We start from the raw sequence: 16,871 nt of genomic DNA on the forward strand, positions 1-16,871 counted from the left end.
TCAGCGCGCGTCGCGGTGGCTCGCCAGGCGTTCGCGCAGGTACGACACGAGTTCGCCCTGGGCCCGTCGGGACTCCCGCGTCAGCCGGTTGAGCGGAACGCGCCCGCCCGCCGCGAGGGCGGGGTCGCGCGGGACGACGACGAGCGATCGACGGCCGAACTCGTTCTGCAGCGCCTCGCTCGAGCGCGTGGTCCGATGCTCGCCGAAGACGCCGACGACCACGAGCATCACCCGGCGCAGGCCGCCGACCCCGTGCCGCTCGCGGATGCGGGCGAGGACCCGTTGGGCGTCGGCGAAGCCGACCGGGGTCGTCGGGGCCACGACGACCCCGAAGACGCTCGCGTCGTCGAGCAGGTCGAGGAGTGCGCCGTCGGCGTGGGCGCCGAGGTCGTGCAGGGTCAGCTCGTGGTCGACCCGCGGCGCGTCGTCGCCCCCGGTCAGCCGGGTCCCGAGGTCCCCGCCCGAGTGGTCGATCAGCCGGGGCACCGACTCCCCCGAGAGCTGGGTGAAGAGCAGGGCCGTGACCGTCGTGGTCCCGACGCCCCCGGCGACGCCCGCGACGACGACCGTCCGGCCGGTCACGAGCCCGCTCCGGCGACGTCGGCTCGTCCGTCGGCCTCGAACCGGGCCACCTGGACGATGCGCGGCGCCTGGCCGCGACGGACCAGGCGGCCTCGACCGGCGGTCATCTGCTCGGCGTAGACCTGCGGCACGATCGGTCCCTCGCTGCGTTCGCCCGACATGATGAACGACGACCCACCCGTGTCGCGCAGCGTCTGCAGCGCCGGGTCGTAGAGCGCCCGCGCCGAGCCGGCGACCGGCCTGCTGATCAACACGTGCAGCCGGAGGTCGCGGGCCGAGGGCAGGAAGGGCAGCAGCGGCTTGAGGGGCTCGGTGCCCCCCGAGGCGACGATGTCGTAGTCGTCGATCACCACGACGATGCGCGGACCGGCGTCGCGGTCGCCGGCCTGGCGCTTGGCGAGCTCGTCGGCCACGGCGACGGCGAGCGCGCGGGCGTCCGTGCTGGTCGAGGCATGACCGCCGAGGTAGTCGTCCGGCACCTCGGCGACCAGGTCGCCGCGGAGGTCCATCAGGGCCACGACGAGCTCGTCCGGGGTCGCCCGGTCGACGAAGCCGCGGACCAGTCCGCGCAGCAGGGTCGACTTGCCGGCCTTCGAGTCGCCGAACACGAGCAGGTGCTGGTCGGCACCCGGATCGAGGGCGACCGGCTGCATCGTGTCCTGCCGCAGGCCGAACGGGATCGCCTCGGGCTCGTCCAGCGCGTCGGGCAGCTCGTCCGGCGAGAGCTCGGTGGGCAGGAGGCGGATCGGTGCCGCCGCGGGGCCGTTCCAGCTCGACGCCGACCGGCGGGCGAGGGCCTCGAGGGCGTCGCCGACCTCGTCGTCGTCCGTGTCGTCCAGCACCGGCAGCGCCACCTGCGCGAACAGGTTGTCGTCGGTCAGGGCTCGACCGGCCTGGTCGGCCCGGATGGTCTGGGCCAGCTTGCGACCGATCACCGAGTCCGCGGGATCGTTCAGGTGCAACTCGACCCGGGTGCCGACCAGCGGTTGCTGCGCCATCCGCAGTTCGTTCCACCGGGTCATCCCGAGCACGACGTGCAGTCCGTAGCTGCCGCCGCGCAGCAGCAGGTCGCCGAACGCCGTCTCGAGCTCGGCGAAGTCCCCACGCAGCTGGCCGGTGCCGTCGACGACGAGGACCACGTCGGCCGAGATCAGCTCGGGCACCTCGCCCGCGGCGTGCAATCGACGCAGCATGGCCAGCGAGTCGATGCCGTGGTCGCGGAACACGCGCTCCCGGGTCGTCAGCATGGCCGCCAGTTCTTCGAGCAGGCGCAGGAGGCGGTCCTTGCTCGCCCGCGTGGCCACGCCGCCGACGTGCGGGAACCCCTCGATCCGGCCAAGCCCCCCGCCCGTGAGGTCCATGCCGTAGATGCCGACCTCCTGCGGGGTGTGGGTCAGGGCCAGCGAGGCGACGAGGGTGCGGAGGAACGTGCTGCGTCCGGTCTGCGGCGCCCCGATCACGGCGACGTGCCCACCGGCCCGGGCGAGGTCGAGCAGCCACGGGTCCTGCCGCTGCCGCGCCGGGTCGTCGAGCAGTCCCATCGGCACCCGCAGGCCGCCGGCCTGGTCCGCTCCGACCACCCGCGAGAGCGCGAGCCGGTCGGGCAGGGGTGGCAACCAGACCGGGTCGACGTCCGTGCCGCCGCCCATCAGGCGGTCGACGGCCTCGTCGATGACGGCGCGACCGACGTCGGGCCGCGAGAGCTCGTCCTCGCCGCCGTCGTCGTCGCCGCCCGCGATGCCGTTGAAGGTCGGCAGCAGGAGCGCGGTCGGCCGCACGTCGTCGCCCGCCAGCGAGCGGGCGGCCTCGGTCGGCAGGGGGCCCGACACGTAACCCGCGCGGAACCTCCGGTACACCGAGGTGTCGACCTTGAGGAAGCCGAACCCCGGGACCGCGGGGAGGTGGAACGCGTCCGGCCGGTCGAGCACGATCGAGCTCTCGGCCTCGGAGAAGGTCCGCAGGCCGATCCGGTACGAGAGGTAGGTGTCGAGGCCCCGCAGCTTGCCCGCCTCGATGCGCTGGCTCGAGAGCAGCAGGTGCACGCCGATCGACCGCCCGATGCGACCGATGGTGAGCAGCAGGTCGACGAACTCGGGCTCCGCCGTGAGCAGCTCGCCGAACTCGTCGATGACGACGAACAGGTGCGGCATCGGCGGCAGCTCCGGGCGACCGACGCGCATCTCGCGGTAGTGGCTGATGGACGACGCGCCCCCGGCGTCGCGCAGCTGCTCCTGACGCCGGACGACCTCGCCCTGGATGCTGACCCGGGCACGTTCGGTGAGCTGCGCGTCGTCGGCCAGGTTGTCGATCAGCCCGGCGACGTGCGGCAACCCCGCGAACGGAGCGAACGCCGCGCCTCCTTTGTAGTCGACGAGGACCATGCTGAGGTCGTCGGGCGAGTGCGACAGGGCGAGGCCGAGCACGAGCGTGCGCAGCAGCTCGCTCTTGCCCGAACCGGTCGCGCCGATGCAGATGCCGTGCGGGCCCATGCCGAGTTGCGCGGACTCCTTGAGGTCGAGCAGGACCGGCGCCCCGAAGTCGTCGATGCCGATCGGCACGCGCAGGAAGTCCCGCGGCGAGCGCGGCGTCCACGCGGTCGCCGGCGTCAGCGTCGTCACGTCGTCGATGCCGAGCAGGTCGGTGATCTCGACGGCCTGGGCCGAGTCGACCTCGTCCTGCCTGCTCAGGCTGAGCCGGAGGGGGGTGAGCGTGCGGGCGACGGCCTCGAACAGCTGCGGGGTCGTGGCGTCGATCGTCGCCGTCTGCACGCGGACCTGGCCGTCGTCCTCGACGCGGGCGTCCGTCACGACCGCCTCGTCGCCCTCGACGGTGATGCGCAGCGTGACGTCGGACGGCTCGTGCAGGCGGTCGCTCAGCAGGTGGACGGTGGTCACGCCGAGGTCGGTCAGCGAGAGGTCGGCGTCGGGCACCGGGATGCTCGAGGCGACGTGCCCCCAGTCGTCGACGAAGACGACGAGGCGCGATCCCTCGGTGCGCGCCGTGGTGCCGATCGAGCGCTTCGTCGTGGCGGCCTCTTGTGCCCGGTCGCCCAGTTCGCCGCCGATGACCGAGAGCAACGAGGAGGCGCTGGTCGCGACCCGTCGCGCCGGCACCGGTCCGTCGTACAACGAGTCGTCCACGGCGTGCGGGACGAGGTCGAATCCGCGCCAGTCGTCGGCCGCGCTCTCGGGGAACGCCGCGGCCAGGTGCACGTCGTCAGGCGAGTGCAGGGCGGCGAGCTGCAGGATCATCGAGCGGGCGACCCGCAGCGCGGACTCGCGGTCGCCCAGCACGGCGACCGATCCGGCTCGGTCGAGGTCGACCGTGATGGGCATGCCCCGCACGGTCGAGAGGTGCTCGACCACGGACTCGGCCTCGCTGGCCATGATCGGGTCGAACGGCTGCACGGGGTTCGGGTCCTCGGGGACGGACATCGGGAACCAGGTCAGGTCGCCCTCGCCGATCCGCACCGAGAGGAAGTCGTCGTGCTGGCGGCGGCGTTCCCAGAGTCGCGCGGGGTCGCGCACCAGCTCGAGCAGGGCGGCGGGTTCGGGGTCGAGCACGGCCGCCGTCGCCCGGACGGCCCGGGCCTTCGTGCGCATCCGGGAGCGCAGGCGCTCGAGGAAGTCGAGGTAACGCTCGCGCTGCAGGCGCCGCTGCCGCGCCGCGTTGCCCCGCTGGCTGAGGGTGACCGCGAGGCCGCCGACCAGGGCGACGATGAGCAGCACGGCGCCGACCAGCAGAAAGAGCGGGTTCGAACTGCCGCGGTAGACGACGATCATCACGACGCTCGAGAGGGCGCCCACGACGGGGAGCAGGGCCTGCACGGGCACGCCGCCGACCTTGCCGTCGGCCAGCTGGGGTGGTGGCGTGATGTCCTCGTGCTCGGCGGGCTGGACGGGTCGCGTGATGCGCGTGGGCCGGTGGACGAGCTTGACGGTCATCGTCGCGCCTCCTGGTCGTCGGCGATCGCCGGGCGGGCGTCCCGCCCGCGGGCCTGGCGGCGTTCCGAGGGGCGACGTTCCGACGGGCCGGGATCGGCCGCGGACGGGGCCGGGCCGGGATCCCCGACGGGCGGGGCTCCCCTCGGGACCGACGGGGCGTCGGGGGGCAGCAGGGCGGCGGCGAGGCGGGCGTAGGCGATGCGGGTGCGCGTGCCCAGTGCGGCGCTCGACACCGGCCGACCCCCGGAACGGGCCGCGTCGTAGGGCACGCGCACGACGGGCACGGTGGGGTCGTCGCCGACCGTGACGGGGGCCGCGCGACCGGCGTCGCCGACGTCGACCAGGGCGATGACCACGTCGGGCCGGTCGGGGTGGTCCTTGATCGCGGGCACGAGGGCCGCGGCCTCCTCGGCGGCGTGGCGATCGGCGCGGGCCACGATGCACACCGTCCGGCTGGCCGACACCACGTCGGTGAGGTCGGCACGCCAGTCGCGCACTCCCCAGTCGGTCACGACGAGGTCGAAGAAACGGCTGATCGGGGTGACCTCGTCGAACCAGCCCGCCGCGGCGGCCACGGCACGGGACTCGCCCCGGGGGTCGAGCGAGAGAGCGTAGAGGCCGGAGGGCGTGCGGGGCAGACCGTCGACGGCGTCGACCGACCGGTGTGCCGTGCGCCTCCGCGAGCTCGGTGCCGCGCTCGAACCGACCGGCGCGCCGGCCTGCCACAGCATGCCGCGGGGGCCGCGCGACGCGTCCACACCGAGGACGAGCCCGGGACGGCGACGGGCGAGCAGGGCGGCGACGTAACCGGCGGTCGCGCTCGCCCCGGCTCCGCCCCGTGCCTGCACGAAGCCGATGCGGCGCGACACCGGCAGCGGCCGCCGGACGATCTCGTCGACCGTCGTCACCTCGTGCACCCGGGCGCTCACGCTGCCGAGCAGGGCCAGCGGCGCCGACCGGACGAACGCGTCGAAGGCGCTCACGAGAAGGCCCCGAGCAGGTCGGCGTAGACGCCGAACACCCCGAGCAGGACGGGGAGCAGGGCCACGACGCCGAGGGCCTCGACGGCGTTGCCCACGCGGCGCAGCGAGGCGCGTTGGTGGGCGACCGGGTCGACGCCGCCGGCCACGACCGCGACCACGACCCCGGCCGCGAACAGGACGACCACGAGCCACCCGGGAGCGAGCGGTTGGACGAGCAGGCCCCCGAGCAGGCCGATCAGGGCGGCGGCCCAGAGCACCCAGCCCTGGGCGGCGATCGGCAGGGCCCGGGTGCGGGCCGCGACGACGAGCACCACGGCGACCCCGAGACCGACCTGCCAGAGATCGGCCGACCCGACGGACGAGACGGCCGTGACGGCCACGGGCCCCGCCACCGCGAAGGTCGACCAGGTCAGGGTGCGGTAGGCGTCGCCGACCGTCAGCAGCACCTCGTCACGGCGACCCCGACGTCCGTCGACCACCTGGTCGTCGAGACCGGTCAGGCCGGAGGCGCTCATGGCGAACCAGGGCAGCAGGCCGCAGACGACGACGGCGAGCACGGCGCCGACGCCGACGGCCCCCGCGTCCTGGACGCCGAGGGACCGCAGCACGATCGGCACGGCCCCGAGCACGACGCCGAGGACGCCGCCCCACCACGCCGACCGGGAGCCGAGACCGGCGCCCGCTCCGAGCGCCAGCGCGACCCAGGCGAGCACGATCACGGCGAGCGCCACGTCGACCGGCGGCAGCTCGAGGGCCGGGACGGCCCCGAGCACGACCGCCAAGGGGGCCGCGCACCCCAGGGCGACCGAGGTCGCGGAGACGGCGAGCCAGCGGCCGCCGAAACGACCGGAGACGAGGGCGACCACGACCGCCAAGCCGTAGACGGTCGCGAGCGTGCCGACGGGCTCGACGTCGGACGCCCTGGCCAGCATCGTCGAAAGCGCCAGCGAGAGCAGGCCGATCGCGACGGCCGCCGTCGCCGTCCGCGACCGTCGCGTCCACAGGCCCGGTCGGCTGGCGAGCGATTCGGCGAGCACGTCGGTGACGTCCGCGACCTCGGGCGGCGGGGGCGCGGCGTCCTCGCGCAGCAGCCGGAGCAGCTCGCCGTCGACGATGCGCTGTTCGGCGACCGACAGAGAGGTGTCGAGCTGCTCCCCCGTCGAGCGGACGAGGGTCAGCGGGCGCGACACGGCACCGGGACGCTCGTCGAGGAGCTCCATGAGGCGCGGGATCAGACCACCGATCGGCTCGTCGGCGGGCACGACCATCTCGGCCTTGCGCGCCGTGCCGACGATGGTCAGCCGGGTGTAGTCGGTCATCGGGGCTCCGTCGTGGGGGTGGGGTCGGGGACGTCGGTCGACGCGGGAGAGGGCGACGGCGAGCCGGTGACCGGCACCGCGCCTCCTGACCCTCCGGTGGTCTGCGACTGGGTCGCGCGCTGGTCGGCCAGCACCGAGAGCACGAAGGACGTGCCGGCGCAGCCCGCGCAGGCGACCGCAGCGATGACCAGGCTGACGATCAGCCGACGGACGTTGTCGTTGACGAGCCGACGCTCGTCGAGTTCGCCGAACAGGAGGGCCGAGACCAGGCGGGCGCGGTGCGTCTTGACGGTCTCGAGCAGGACGACGTCGCGGTCCCCGCTCATGCGTCCACCACCCCGGACGGTTGGACGGTGAGGGTCCGTTCGCCGAGCTCGACGACGTATCCCGGTGCGGCCGGCCCGCGCAGGCCCGCCACGAGCGGCTGCCGCGTCCCGTCGGGCGCGACGAGCGAGGACCCGTTCGTCGACCCGAGGTCGGTCACCCACAGCACGGCCCCCTCCCACGCGAAGAGGGCGTGGGTCTTGGTGAGGCTGCGGGCGAGGTCCGCCCAGGCGAAGACCGGGTGCTCCTCGCCCTCGCGGTTGACCGGGGCGCGGCCGATCAGCAGGGTCGACTCGAGGTCGAGGCGTTCGCCGCTGTCGAGCTCGAGGACGATCGACGGCGCGGTGGTCGTGGGTCGGCCCTGGCCCGTGCGCCCGAAGGTGTTCTCGTCGGGTCGTCCCGCGGCGTCGAGCGGGTCGGTCGGGTGGAGCGGTAGCGGGGCGGAGGCCGCGGCGGGCAGGGCCGGCCTCTGCACAAGCGGGGGCGACGACGTCATGGGATCCCGGCCACGCCGGAGGTCGACCGTCACCGCCTGCCGACGGATGCTGAAGCGTCCGCGGCGGTCGACCCTCAGCACGGCCGGCGGGCGACCGGTCAGGTCGTCCACGGTGCGGAGGGACAGGACCAACCGGCCCACCGAGCGCCCTCCGCGCACGTAGAGCACCACGTCGAGCAGCACGAAGGCCAGGGCGACCACCACCACCGCGACCTCGACGGGCGCGGGGACGAGCGCTCCGCCGGCCGTGGCGGACGAGGCGCCCGTGGCCACGCCGACGACGAGGACGCCGAACAGGACGAGGGGGACGCCCCAGTCGATGGCGACCGCACCGCGACGCCTCGACGGGGTCGCCGTCTGCACGCCCGCGAGCAGTCCCGAGTAGGTGCCGATGGCGCTGCCGGTCGCCGCCGAGACGATCCGCACACCGCACCAGAAGCACCAGGTCGCGCCCGCACCGAGCGGTTGTCCGCAGCGTCCGCAGCTTCGCGCGCCGACCAGTGCGCCCACGGTTCCGCCTCTCGCCTGCGGGGTGCCGGACCAGGTCGTCGAGACCGACGAGGAGCGACCGCCCGCGTCCCCGGAGCGCACGATCGGCCCCAGGCTAGCCGACCCCACGTCCCCCGGTGAGACACCCGTTCCGGGGCCGTCACCCACCCGTCCCCCGCCTCGGTCCCCCGACATGTACCCCGCAGACGGGTGGCGATCGAGACGGAATCGTGATTTCCTCATGAGTCGACCCGTGACGGGTCGCCATCAGATCGAAGCAAGGGGAGAACGACATGATGAAGTTCGCCATGGGGAGCGAGACCCTCACGCAACTGAGCCAGAAGACGAGCGGGGCCGGCGACGACCTCGGCGCGCTCGTCCGCCAGCTCGCCGACGCGGCCGCGCCGCTCGAAGGCCGCTTCAACGGAGCCGGCCGCGCCGCCTTCGACCGCTTCAAGGGCGAGGTCGACGGCATCTCCGTCGAGCTCAACGCCGCCCTGTCCTCGGTGCTGACCGGCATCACGGGCCAGAACCGTGCCTTCGTCGAGGGTGAGCAGCAGATCGCCGACGAGACCACCTCGGCCCAGTCCGGTGCCGGATTCGAGAGCGCCCGCTTCGGCGGATCGCGCGCATAAGGGGGAACGACCATGGCCAACGCAACCGACCGCCGCGACTTCGACCTCGGAGCCTCGGGCAACGCCCAGGACAACTTCAACGCCGTCGCCAGCCGCCTCGAGGCGCTCATCACGCAGCGCGACTCCGACGTCAAGACCGCCATGGCGGACTACCAGGCCGACGGCTCCAGCGAGGAGTACGCAGGCAAGGAGCAGCGCTGGAACCGCGTCGCCACCGAGGTGCGCACGATCATCAACACGCTCCGCCAGTCGCTCGCGTCGAACGACGAGTCGGCCCAGACCGCCATGCAGCGGGCCAAGGCCGCCGTCGACGGCATCTAGGCACGGCCCGTGAGCGACTCACGGGCGACGACCCTCCCCCACCCGCTCGCCGACGCGAGTGGGCCGGGGTGGATCGCGACGATCAGCACCGCCCCCGTCGTCGGCCTGACCTCGGGGCGGCAGGCCCTGCTCACCGACGCGACCCGCGCCGGCGTCCGCGTCGTCGTCGTCACCCACGACGACGCCCGGCTCAGCTGGGCGCTCTACCAGGCCCTGCGCCTCGTCGCCGGGGCCTGGCTGGTGCGGGACGCCGACGGCCACCTGCGCCACGCCATCGGCGGTGCCCGGGTGGCGTCGTACGACGAGGCCCTGCTCGATCCCCTCGGCGACCCGGTCGACGGATCGGCGCGGGCGACCGCGCCCGCCGACGAGTTCGCCCTCCTGCCCCAGCCGGCGGTCGAGACGACGCGTCCGTGGCTGCAGTTCTCCGTGGCCGTGCACCACGCGGCGAGGGCCGAGGCCCTGACCGGCACCACGACGGAGGCGCTGGTCACCGCCGTCGCGGGCGTCGCGCCCACCGTGTGGGGCACCTCCGAACCCCCCGCCACCGTCTGGGACCGCGGTCGCATCACGGCCCTGGCCCGGGCCCGCATGCCGCGGGACTCCCGGGTGCACGTCGCCGGCTCCGCACCCGACGGCACGGTCTGGACCGGCACGATCCGCATCGCGCGCAGCGAGACCGGACTGACCGAGGAGACCCGGCTGCTGTTCGCGCTGCCCGAGGCGACCGGCGGCGACGACGCGACCCGCGCCTCCTCGGCTCTGCGCAGCCTGTCCGAGAAGCAGCAGGTGCTGCTGGCGACGGCGTGGAGCCTGCGGGGCGCGGCCGACGCGACCATCACGCCCTACCGGCCGACGACGCCGCAGCCCCTCGCCGCGGTGGTCGGCGCGCGGGCCGTGCGGCGCCTGGGGCTCGACGCGGCCTCCTTCGCCGCCGAGCACGGCGGGACCACGACCGGCAACGCCCGCACCCCCTCGCTCGTCGTGCCGTTCGGTGCCGACGCGACCCGGTGGCAGCGCTTCGCGGCGGCCCTCGACGCGATCGGCCCGGGTGTCGTCGCCGACGCCCTCCTCCCCCCGGCGGTGCGCCGTGCCCCGTGAGTTCGTGATCCTCTCGGCCGAGCCCGTGACGGCCGTCGAGGTCGTGACCGCGGCCGCGGCCGTCGACGGCGGCCTCGGTGCCGGGCGCCTCTGGCAGGGCGGCGGCATCCAGATCGCGTCCGGCGAGGGCCTGGTCCTGGCCGTGCTGCGCAGCACACAGCTCGAGGACCCCCGGGAGGCGCGGCGCGGCCTCGGCCTGCGGGTGACCGACCCGGCGTCCCAGGACCACCCCGCGGGCCGACCGAACGACCACCCCGCCACCGACCGCTGGTGGACGGAGGCCTACGGCCCCTTCGACGGGCCTCTCACCCAGGCGCTGGCCCGGCGCCTGGCCGACGACGTGCAGGGCACCCTCGTGACGACAGGAGACGACCGATGAGCTCGTGGAGCATCCAGACCGACGGCGTGGTGAGCGTCCTGACCAAGGTGCAGGGCTCGGCCGAGACGTTCGCGGCGACCTTCACCGGCGTCGAGACGGCCCAGACCGAGCTGAACGCCGGCGTGGGCAGCGACATCCTCGTGTCGTCGGCCGTGGCCGTCGTCGACCTGATCTCGTCCGAGACGAACCGCGTGCAGGGCATCAACGCGCGCATCCTCGCCTGCGCGACCGGGGCGGGTGACGCGACGCTGGCCTACGTGAACGGCGACGAGGAGATGGCCGCGCAGACGCAGGCCGCCGCCGTGCAGGCCGCCGAGTCGGGCGACCTCAGCTTCTTCGAGGGGGGTCGCTGATGGCCACGAAGGGGTCGCTGATCGCACCGTCCGAGTTCTACGGTCTCGACATCGTGCCCGAGTCGATCGCGTCGGCGGCGGCGGGCTACAAGACCACGTCGACCGCGGTCACGACGAACGCCGAGGCCGTGATGACCGACTGGTCGGGGCTGTCCGCGTCGTACACCGCACCCGAGGGGCCGCAGTTGTTCGCCTCGATGGACCCGGTGCGCACCGACGCCGAGGCCGTCGCCGGCAAGCTCTCGACGGTGGCCGACCTCCTCGAGACGCTCGCCGAGTCGGTCACGGCACCGGTCGCGCGCATCAAAGAGCTCGTGACCGAGGCGAACGCCTTCCGCGCGTCGGTGGCCGGCGGCGTGACCCTCGACTTCTACGACCCCGACAACCCGCTCTTCCAGGCCAGCCAGATGAGCGGCGGCGGGGTGCCGATCGTGCCCGAGGGCCAGGGCGAGACGACCATCCCGTGGAACGAGCACACACCGTCGGTCGAGCGCAACAACGAGCTGCAGTCGCAGTACAACGCCGAGATCGCGAAGATCGACGCGGCCCGGGTCGAGTTCGAGAACGGCGTCAACGCCCTGCGTGACGACCTCTGCGTGGCTCCGCAGACCGCCGTGACGGGTGAGCAGCTCGACCTCGCCGAGGACAACCCGTGGGGTGCCCAGGGCAAGGGCGAGCGGTCGTGCCAGGAGTCGGTCGGCGACGGACTCGTCGAGTTCGGCACCAGCTTCGTCGAGGGCACCGTGTCGCTCGTCGGCTTCGACGCCGCGAACGGCTGGAAGCACGACTGGTCGTTCGCCGGCGAGGCGTGGACCGGCATGCTGACCGGTCTCGGCGCCCTCGCCATCACGGTGGCCTTCCCGGTGGCGCCCGCCCTCGCGAACCTGCCCGACTCGGCCGTCCCCGAGTCGCTGCGCGGCCTGCGCGACAACTACAAGCAGACGATGGACGGCATGGTCGGCGGAATCGTCGGCACGCCCGAGCAGTGGGAAGAGGACCCGGTCGCGGCCGGCACCTTCGCGGTGGCGAACGTCGCCTCGTTCTTCATCCCGGGCGCGGGCCAGGTCGGAGCGGGCCTCAAGGTCGGGTCGGGCGCGGCCCGGGCGGCGACCCTCACCGGTCGACTGGCCGAGGTAGCGGAGGACGCGTCGCACCTGCCGAAGGGCCTGTCGCGGGTCGAGGACCTCGTCGCCGAGTTCGGCGACCACGCCGGCGGCCTGTCGAAACTCGACGACCTCGACGGTCTGTCCGACACGATGACGGCGCTCGACCGCATGACCGACGTCGAGTTCGAGGGCCTGACCGGCGCCCTCAAGGCGGGCGAGGAGGTCGACTTCGGCTCGCTGTCGAAGCTCGAGGACTTCGCCGACTACGGCGACCTCGGTCGAGCAGCCGAGGAGGCGCGTGCCGCGTCCCCCACGCACGCCGACGCGTCCGCCCACGCGGGTGGTGGCACCGGCTCCGACCCCGCTGCCGGTGCCGCCCGCGCCGCCGACCCCGGGTCGGGCGGCACGACGCTGCTCGAACGTGGCGATGGAGGCGGAGCGGGCGATGCCGGTCGGGCCGACGGTGCCGGATCGAGCGATGCAGGTCGGGCCGACGGCCCTGGGACGAGCGAAGCAGGTCACGCGGACGGCCCTGGGACGGACGAGCCCGGTCGGGCCGACGGTCCCGTCGACGGCGCGGGTGCAACCCCTGACCGGTCAGCCGGTGGCGGCCATGACACGGACATCGGGGAGCTCGACCTGTCGGGCCCTGACCGGACGCCCACCCCGACCGAACCGACGCCGCACGCCACACCGGCCGTCGAGCACCACGTGACGGTCTCGGGCTCCGACCTGCCGACGAAGGAGAAGCCGTTCGCCCACGGTCAGGTCCTCGCCCCGGACACGGCGTACACGGTGCCTGGCCGGGGTGTGTTCTCGACCGACGCGACAGGTCGCATCGTCCACGTCGAGACCGAGTACGGCGGCAAGGGCAACCTGAACTACGACCTCATGCAGCCCGCCGCGGACACGACCTACGTCGTCGGTGGCAAGCACGTCTACGTCACGGACCACGCCAGCCGCACGGTGCTCGCCGAGTTCGACGACCTCCAACTCGGCGATGCCGACCGGTCCGAGTCGGTGCAGAAGCGCATCGGCAAGGAGGGCGGTGTCGGGTACGAGGGAGGCCACCTCCTGGCCAACATGTTCGGCGGCGGCGGCGAGAAGATCAACATCGTGCCGATGCTCCGAGAGGTCAATCGCGGCCGGGGCCACTCCTTCGGTAACCTCGAACGCGAACTCCGGCAAGCCCTGACCGCGTCCGACGGAGGCGCCGCCGACCTCAAAGTGCTTCCGGAGTACGAGGGCACGAACACAGTCCCGACCGGTGTCCAAGTCAAGATCCAGGCTCACGGTCAACCGCTACGACAGGAGTTCTACGACAATGTCCGGTGACGACAAGGTGGAGTCGGGTCTCGAAGCAGAACGTGATGCACTGAGAGAACTGGGTTCGCAGCTCCTTGCACTGATTCCTTCGGGTTCCGACCGCATCCGCATGCAGACAAGCATGGCTCGGGGTGTGATGGCCGGCGAGACGTTGCTCTTCGCAGCCGACGGCTCCCAGGAGTCGGCTGCTCCCGCGCGACGCACGTTCGAAGCGGCTCGTCGACTGAGGCGCCTGATGTACAAGCCAGGGGCAGGCACGTGGTTCACCGCCGTCTTCACCGTGACGGCCGCCGGAAAACTCAGCGCACAGTACGACTACGACAACGAACCCGAACTAGGTCACTTCGGTGCCGAGGAATATCGTGCCGACTTCGAGGATTTTCCCCGGACTGCCGAGAACACGCCCGAGTGGCTCGCCGCGATCCTCGCGGGTGCGCCCACCCGGCACGACCTCGTCGGCCGTGACGAGGGTCCCGTCTGAGAGTCGAGACATGGACTCGCGCAACAGGGCTGGAGTCACGTGACGCAGCCGTTGATGCCAGGGCCTCCACTGTCCTCCGCCAGCCTCGACGCCGCTGTCGAGCGTCTTCCCGACGACGTCGTGGCCCTGTGGCGTGACCACGGGCTGGGCGCGACGGCTGACGGGTACCTGCGCATCGTCGACCCCACCGCGTGGCAGGACGTCCTCGCCGAGGTCGCACCTCGATTCGCGGCGGCCACGCCCCTGATGTCGTCCGCCCTCGGAGACCTGGTCGTCTGGCTCGACGGCCGAGCGCACCTCCTCGAATTTCGACGGGGCACGAGCCGGATCATCGCCAACAGGCTCTCGACGCTCCTCGTCATCCTCGGCTACGAGTCGTTCCTGGCCGACCCCGACTACTTCGACTGGAGCCCCTTCCCGGAGGCGCGGGAGCGTCTCGGGGTGCCCCGCTCCGACGAATGCTTCGGTTTCAGCCCGCTGCTCGCCCTCGGAGGCCGACGATCTGCTGCGTCCCTCGAGGTCGTCGACATGCGCGAGCACGTCCTCCTGATCTCCTCCGTCGCGGGCCCACTGCCGTGACTCACGCCAGCGGCACAGACGCCGCATGCTCGCATCCACTTGCACGTGAGGTGGGGCTGTCGGTCGCGACCGCGCAGTCGACGACGGGCGGGACCCTGATCCTCGTCGGAGGCGGCACATCGCCCGATGCCTACCTCGAGGCATGCCTCACGACCTCGAGAGAACTGGCGGACTCAGGAGTACTCGGGCCCGTGCCGTCCGCTCACGACTCGGAGCCCCACGGCATGCCTGCCGAGAGGGACGCACTCCGCATCCTCGGCAAAGCGCTCCATGCCGTCATCCCGCGCGACCACGATCGAGTGATCGCCCGGATCAGCGTGGTCGGCGGAGTGACAGCCGGCACGATCGAGCTGCATGCCGCAAACGGCAGCTCGACCTCTCTCTCGTCCGGTCGTGGCGTCTTCCGGGCGGCCCGCGATCTCCGGAGGGTCATGAGCAAAGCCGAAGCCGGGACGTGGTTCACGGGCGTGTTCACCGTCACCGCCGGGGGGAAGCTCAGTGCGAGGTACGACTACGACCACGAGCCCGAGCTCGGGTCTTTCGCCGCCGAGGCGTACCGCGCCGACTTCGACGAGTTCCCCCGCACGCCGAAGAACACCCCCGACTGGCTGGCCGCCATCCTCGCCGGTGCCCCGACCCGCCACGACCGCAAGTGATCGATGACCGAAGGGATACACGCATGTCCGACGGCCCACCGACGACCGGCATCGAGGCCGAGCGCACGATCCTCCGAGACATCGGCCGGCAGCTGTACGGCCTGCTCCCGACCGGCTTCGACCGGATCGTCATGAAGACCAGCATCGCTGGGGGCGTCATGGCCGGTGAGACGGTCCTGCCCCGCATCGACGGGAGCGAGGACCACGCGCTGCCCGACGAGACGACCTTCCGGGCGGCACGCGACCTCCGGAAGGCGATGTACCGACCCGGTTCGGGTACCTGGTTCACCGCGGTGTTCACGGTCACGGCGACCGGCAAGATGAGCGCGTCGTACGACTACGACAACGAACCCGAGCTGGGCCACTTCGCCGCCGAGGCCTACCGAGCCGACTTCGACGAGTTCCCCCGCACCCCCGAGAACACCCCCGACTGGCTCGCCGCCATCCTCGCCGGCGCCCCGACCCGCCACGACCTGGCCGGCCGAGCCGACGGTGGCGGCGGGGCCGAGCGATGAGCGAACACGACGACGGCGGTGGCCGCGTGCCGACCGAACGTGATGCCCTCCGTCGGGTGGGTCTCGCCGTCCACCGCATGATGCCTCGAGGCTCCGTCCGGGCGGAGTTCGACTTCTCCGAGGTCGGAGGCGTCCGGGTGGCATCCGTGGGTTTCTTCGACGAGGCCGGCCACGAGTCGTCCACTCCCGACACGGACGAGGCGGGCGCCGCCGCCTCCGACCTCCGACGGCTCATGTACCGAGCCGACGTCGGATCGTGGTTCAGCGCCCGCTTCCGGGTCACCGCCGCCGGCAAGCTCGGCACCTCGTTCGACTTCGACCACCGCGCTCCTCACACCTGGATCGACGACCAGGCCTACCTCGACGATCTCGAGTCGTACCCACGGCCCGCCGAGGCGATCCCTGGCTGGCTCGCCGCCGTCGTCGCCTCGCGATCGGCCGGAGGCTCTCCGTGACCGGCCTCACGGGCTGATCGGGCCGAGACGCCTCAGAGCGGCAGCACGGCCTCGAGGGCGAGCGGGTCGCCGTCGATCGCGATGTCGTTGAGCTGCCGGCCGACGAACTCCGCGGCCTCGACCGTGTCCGTCTCGATCCGGTGCCCCGTGCCCTCGACGACGAGCGCCCAGGTGACCGGCCCCCCGGAGGCGCGGGTCACCTCGAGACGGCAGCGCGTCAGTTCGCGGTCCTGTCCGAATCGCATGTCCGACAGGTCGGCGATGACCATGCACTCGAGGTCGTCGAGGAACCCGTGGAGGGTGGCGTCCCTCGCGATCTCGAGCCGCGCCTCCTCGTCGAGGTCGTCGGCGGACGAGGTGAACCGCGTGCCCTCGACGGTCCGGACGATCCATGAGACGTGGTCGCCGACGGTGACGAAGGACTGCATGCTGCTGATCCTCGGCCCGATGTCGGCGTGCGCGTACACCGGGGGCAGGTCGGTGACGCTGACCACGACGCCGTCGCGGCGACCCACCACGCGGCGGTCGGAGTCGACGACGATGCGCTGGTTGCGGGGCACCCACGGGGCCTTCGGGAACTCGTCGAAGAGCACCTCGTCGAACTCGAACACGACCGCGCCCTGCTGGCTCATCGCACCAGACAACCACTGCACGGGCCGACGGCGACGGGTGGGACCAGAGCCGGGAAAGAGAGAAGGCCCACCCGGAGGTGAGCCTTCACGTTCGTGCGCGAGGGGGGACTTGAACCCCCACGCCCTTTCGAGCACTGGCACCTGAAGCCAGCGCGTCTGCCAATTCCGCCACTCGCGCGAACTCGTAGACTTTAG

General features: G+C 72.8%; 18 protein-coding genes and 1 tRNA gene. 11 read left to right on the plus strand and 8 right to left on the minus strand.

Features of this window, described 5'->3' with window-relative positions; genetic code table 11:
• The 6 genes from ARTHRO9V_RS14760 to ARTHRO9V_RS14785 are packed head-to-tail and all read right to left on the minus strand — an operon-like array spanning window position 1 to window position 8,074.
• Window positions 1-582, minus strand: coding sequence for a hypothetical protein (locus ARTHRO9V_RS14760; protein WP_056044171.1), 582 nt, complete (start codon window positions 580-582; stop codon window positions 1-3).
• Window positions 579-4,526, minus strand: coding sequence for a type VII secretion protein EccCa (gene eccCa, locus ARTHRO9V_RS14765; RefSeq protein ID WP_159828335.1), 3,948 nt, complete (start codon window positions 4,524-4,526; stop codon window positions 579-581). Before eccCa ends, ARTHRO9V_RS14760 begins: the two co-directional genes overlap by 4 nt.
• Window positions 4,523-5,509 (minus strand): hypothetical protein, encoded by a 987-nt coding sequence (locus ARTHRO9V_RS14770; RefSeq protein WP_159828338.1) that lies wholly within the window; start codon window positions 5,507-5,509, stop codon window positions 4,523-4,525. The genes eccCa and ARTHRO9V_RS14770 overlap by 4 nt, the downstream gene beginning before the upstream one ends.
• Window positions 5,506-6,828, minus strand: a complete 1,323-nt coding sequence (locus tag ARTHRO9V_RS14775; RefSeq protein WP_159828341.1) for an EsaB/YukD family protein — start codon at window positions 6,826-6,828, stop codon at window positions 5,506-5,508. The genes ARTHRO9V_RS14770 and ARTHRO9V_RS14775 overlap by 4 nt, the downstream gene beginning before the upstream one ends.
• On the minus strand, window positions 6,825-7,154 hold the full coding sequence (locus ARTHRO9V_RS14780; RefSeq protein WP_055975719.1) for a hypothetical protein: 330 nt from the start codon (window positions 7,152-7,154) through the stop codon (window positions 6,825-6,827). Before ARTHRO9V_RS14780 ends, ARTHRO9V_RS14775 begins: the two co-directional genes overlap by 4 nt.
• Window positions 7,151-8,074: an FHA domain-containing protein gene (locus ARTHRO9V_RS14785; RefSeq protein WP_159828344.1), complete on the minus strand. Its 924-nt coding sequence runs from the start codon at window positions 8,072-8,074 to the stop codon at window positions 7,151-7,153. The genes ARTHRO9V_RS14780 and ARTHRO9V_RS14785 overlap by 4 nt, the downstream gene beginning before the upstream one ends.
• Before the next feature lie 356 nt (window positions 8,075-8,430).
• On the opposite strand from ARTHRO9V_RS14785, the gene ARTHRO9V_RS14790 reads away from it, so the two are divergent.
• The 11 genes from ARTHRO9V_RS14790 (at window position 8,431) to ARTHRO9V_RS14840 (ending at window position 16,044) form a co-directional block, all read left to right on the plus strand.
• Window positions 8,431-8,772 (plus strand): WXG100 family type VII secretion target, encoded by a 342-nt coding sequence (locus tag ARTHRO9V_RS14790; protein WP_307785006.1) that lies wholly within the window; start codon window positions 8,431-8,433, stop codon window positions 8,770-8,772.
• A gap of 12 nt (window positions 8,773-8,784) precedes the next feature.
• The gene (locus ARTHRO9V_RS14795) at window positions 8,785-9,093 is read left to right on the plus strand and encodes a pore-forming ESAT-6 family protein (RefSeq protein ID WP_043595262.1); all 309 of its coding nucleotides are present in this window, start codon (window positions 8,785-8,787) and stop codon (window positions 9,091-9,093) included.
• Window positions 9,094-9,102: 9 nt separating this feature from the next.
• Window positions 9,103-10,194, plus strand: coding sequence for a DUF6177 family protein (locus ARTHRO9V_RS14800; protein WP_159828347.1), 1,092 nt, complete (start codon window positions 9,103-9,105; stop codon window positions 10,192-10,194).
• Window positions 10,184-10,573 carry a hypothetical protein gene (locus tag ARTHRO9V_RS14805; protein ID WP_056228040.1) on the plus strand — a complete coding sequence of 130 codons (390 nt, stop codon included), beginning with the start codon at window positions 10,184-10,186 and terminating at the stop codon, window positions 10,571-10,573. Before ARTHRO9V_RS14800 ends, ARTHRO9V_RS14805 begins: the two co-directional genes overlap by 11 nt.
• Window positions 10,570-10,926 (plus strand): DUF6507 family protein, encoded by a 357-nt coding sequence (locus tag ARTHRO9V_RS14810; protein ID WP_055975732.1) that lies wholly within the window; start codon window positions 10,570-10,572, stop codon window positions 10,924-10,926. Before ARTHRO9V_RS14805 ends, ARTHRO9V_RS14810 begins: the two co-directional genes overlap by 4 nt.
• Entirely contained in the window at window positions 10,926-13,367 is a 2,442-nt protein-coding gene (locus tag ARTHRO9V_RS14815; protein ID WP_159828350.1) for a DNA/RNA non-specific endonuclease, read from the plus strand. Before ARTHRO9V_RS14810 ends, ARTHRO9V_RS14815 begins: the two co-directional genes overlap by 1 nt.
• Window positions 13,357-13,839 (plus strand): hypothetical protein, encoded by a 483-nt coding sequence (locus tag ARTHRO9V_RS14820; protein ID WP_159828353.1) that lies wholly within the window; start codon window positions 13,357-13,359, stop codon window positions 13,837-13,839. Before ARTHRO9V_RS14815 ends, ARTHRO9V_RS14820 begins: the two co-directional genes overlap by 11 nt.
• A 54-nt stretch (window positions 13,840-13,893) precedes the next feature.
• A complete protein-coding gene (locus ARTHRO9V_RS14825) occupies window positions 13,894-14,418 on the plus strand; it encodes a T6SS immunity protein Tdi1 domain-containing protein (protein WP_148053679.1) in 525 nt (174 codons plus the stop codon).
• Window positions 14,419-14,849: 431 nt separating this feature from the next.
• Window positions 14,850-15,074, plus strand: a complete 225-nt coding sequence (locus ARTHRO9V_RS14830; protein WP_159828356.1) for a hypothetical protein — start codon at window positions 14,850-14,852, stop codon at window positions 15,072-15,074.
• A 23-nt stretch (window positions 15,075-15,097) separates the two neighbouring features.
• Window positions 15,098-15,589 carry a hypothetical protein gene (locus ARTHRO9V_RS14835; RefSeq protein WP_052505276.1) on the plus strand — a complete coding sequence of 164 codons (492 nt, stop codon included), beginning with the start codon at window positions 15,098-15,100 and terminating at the stop codon, window positions 15,587-15,589.
• Window positions 15,586-16,044 (plus strand): hypothetical protein, encoded by a 459-nt coding sequence (locus ARTHRO9V_RS14840; protein WP_056228025.1) that lies wholly within the window; start codon window positions 15,586-15,588, stop codon window positions 16,042-16,044. Before ARTHRO9V_RS14835 ends, ARTHRO9V_RS14840 begins: the two co-directional genes overlap by 4 nt.
• A gap of 32 nt (window positions 16,045-16,076) precedes the next feature.
• Here the strand turns inward: ARTHRO9V_RS14840 and ARTHRO9V_RS14845 are convergent, their stop codons facing one another.
• Entirely contained in the window at window positions 16,077-16,676 is a 600-nt protein-coding gene (locus tag ARTHRO9V_RS14845; RefSeq protein WP_159828358.1) for a hypothetical protein, read from the minus strand.
• 94 nt (window positions 16,677-16,770) lie between these two features.
• Window positions 16,771-16,854: transfer RNA gene (locus ARTHRO9V_RS14850), tRNA-Leu, on the minus strand.
• Window positions 16,855-16,871: the final 17 nt, after the last annotated feature.

Source organism: Frigoribacterium sp. 9N (assembly GCF_902506305.1).
GTDB lineage: Bacteria > Actinomycetota > Actinomycetes > Actinomycetales > Microbacteriaceae > Frigoribacterium.

Bases quoted from the DNA above. Each gene is read 5' to 3' on its own strand.
- eccCa (WP_159828335.1), bottom strand. From the start codon at position 4,526: ATGACCGTCAAGCTCGTCCACCGGCCCACGCGCATCACGCGACCCGTC.
- ARTHRO9V_RS14775 (WP_159828341.1), bottom strand. From the start codon at position 6,828: ATGACCGACTACACCCGGCTGACCATCGTCGGCACGGCGCGCAAGGCC.
- ARTHRO9V_RS14780 (WP_055975719.1), bottom strand. From the start codon at position 7,154: ATGAGCGGGGACCGCGACGTCGTCCTGCTCGAGACCGTCAAGACGCAC.
- ARTHRO9V_RS14790 (WP_307785006.1), top strand. From the start codon at position 8,431: ATGATGAAGTTCGCCATGGGGAGCGAGACCCTCACGCAACTGAGCCAG.
- ARTHRO9V_RS14795 (WP_043595262.1), top strand. From the start codon at position 8,785: ATGGCCAACGCAACCGACCGCCGCGACTTCGACCTCGGAGCCTCGGGC.
- ARTHRO9V_RS14810 (WP_055975732.1), top strand. From the start codon at position 10,570: ATGAGCTCGTGGAGCATCCAGACCGACGGCGTGGTGAGCGTCCTGACC.
- ARTHRO9V_RS14815 (WP_159828350.1), top strand. From the start codon at position 10,926: ATGGCCACGAAGGGGTCGCTGATCGCACCGTCCGAGTTCTACGGTCTC.
- ARTHRO9V_RS14820 (WP_159828353.1), top strand. From the start codon at position 13,357: ATGTCCGGTGACGACAAGGTGGAGTCGGGTCTCGAAGCAGAACGTGAT.
- ARTHRO9V_RS14825 (WP_148053679.1), top strand. From the start codon at position 13,894: ATGCCAGGGCCTCCACTGTCCTCCGCCAGCCTCGACGCCGCTGTCGAG.
- ARTHRO9V_RS14830 (WP_159828356.1), top strand. From the start codon at position 14,850: ATGAGCAAAGCCGAAGCCGGGACGTGGTTCACGGGCGTGTTCACCGTC.
- ARTHRO9V_RS14835 (WP_052505276.1), top strand. From the start codon at position 15,098: ATGTCCGACGGCCCACCGACGACCGGCATCGAGGCCGAGCGCACGATC.
- ARTHRO9V_RS14840 (WP_056228025.1), top strand. From the start codon at position 15,586: ATGAGCGAACACGACGACGGCGGTGGCCGCGTGCCGACCGAACGTGAT.
- ARTHRO9V_RS14845 (WP_159828358.1), bottom strand. From the start codon at position 16,676: ATGAGCCAGCAGGGCGCGGTCGTGTTCGAGTTCGACGAGGTGCTCTTC.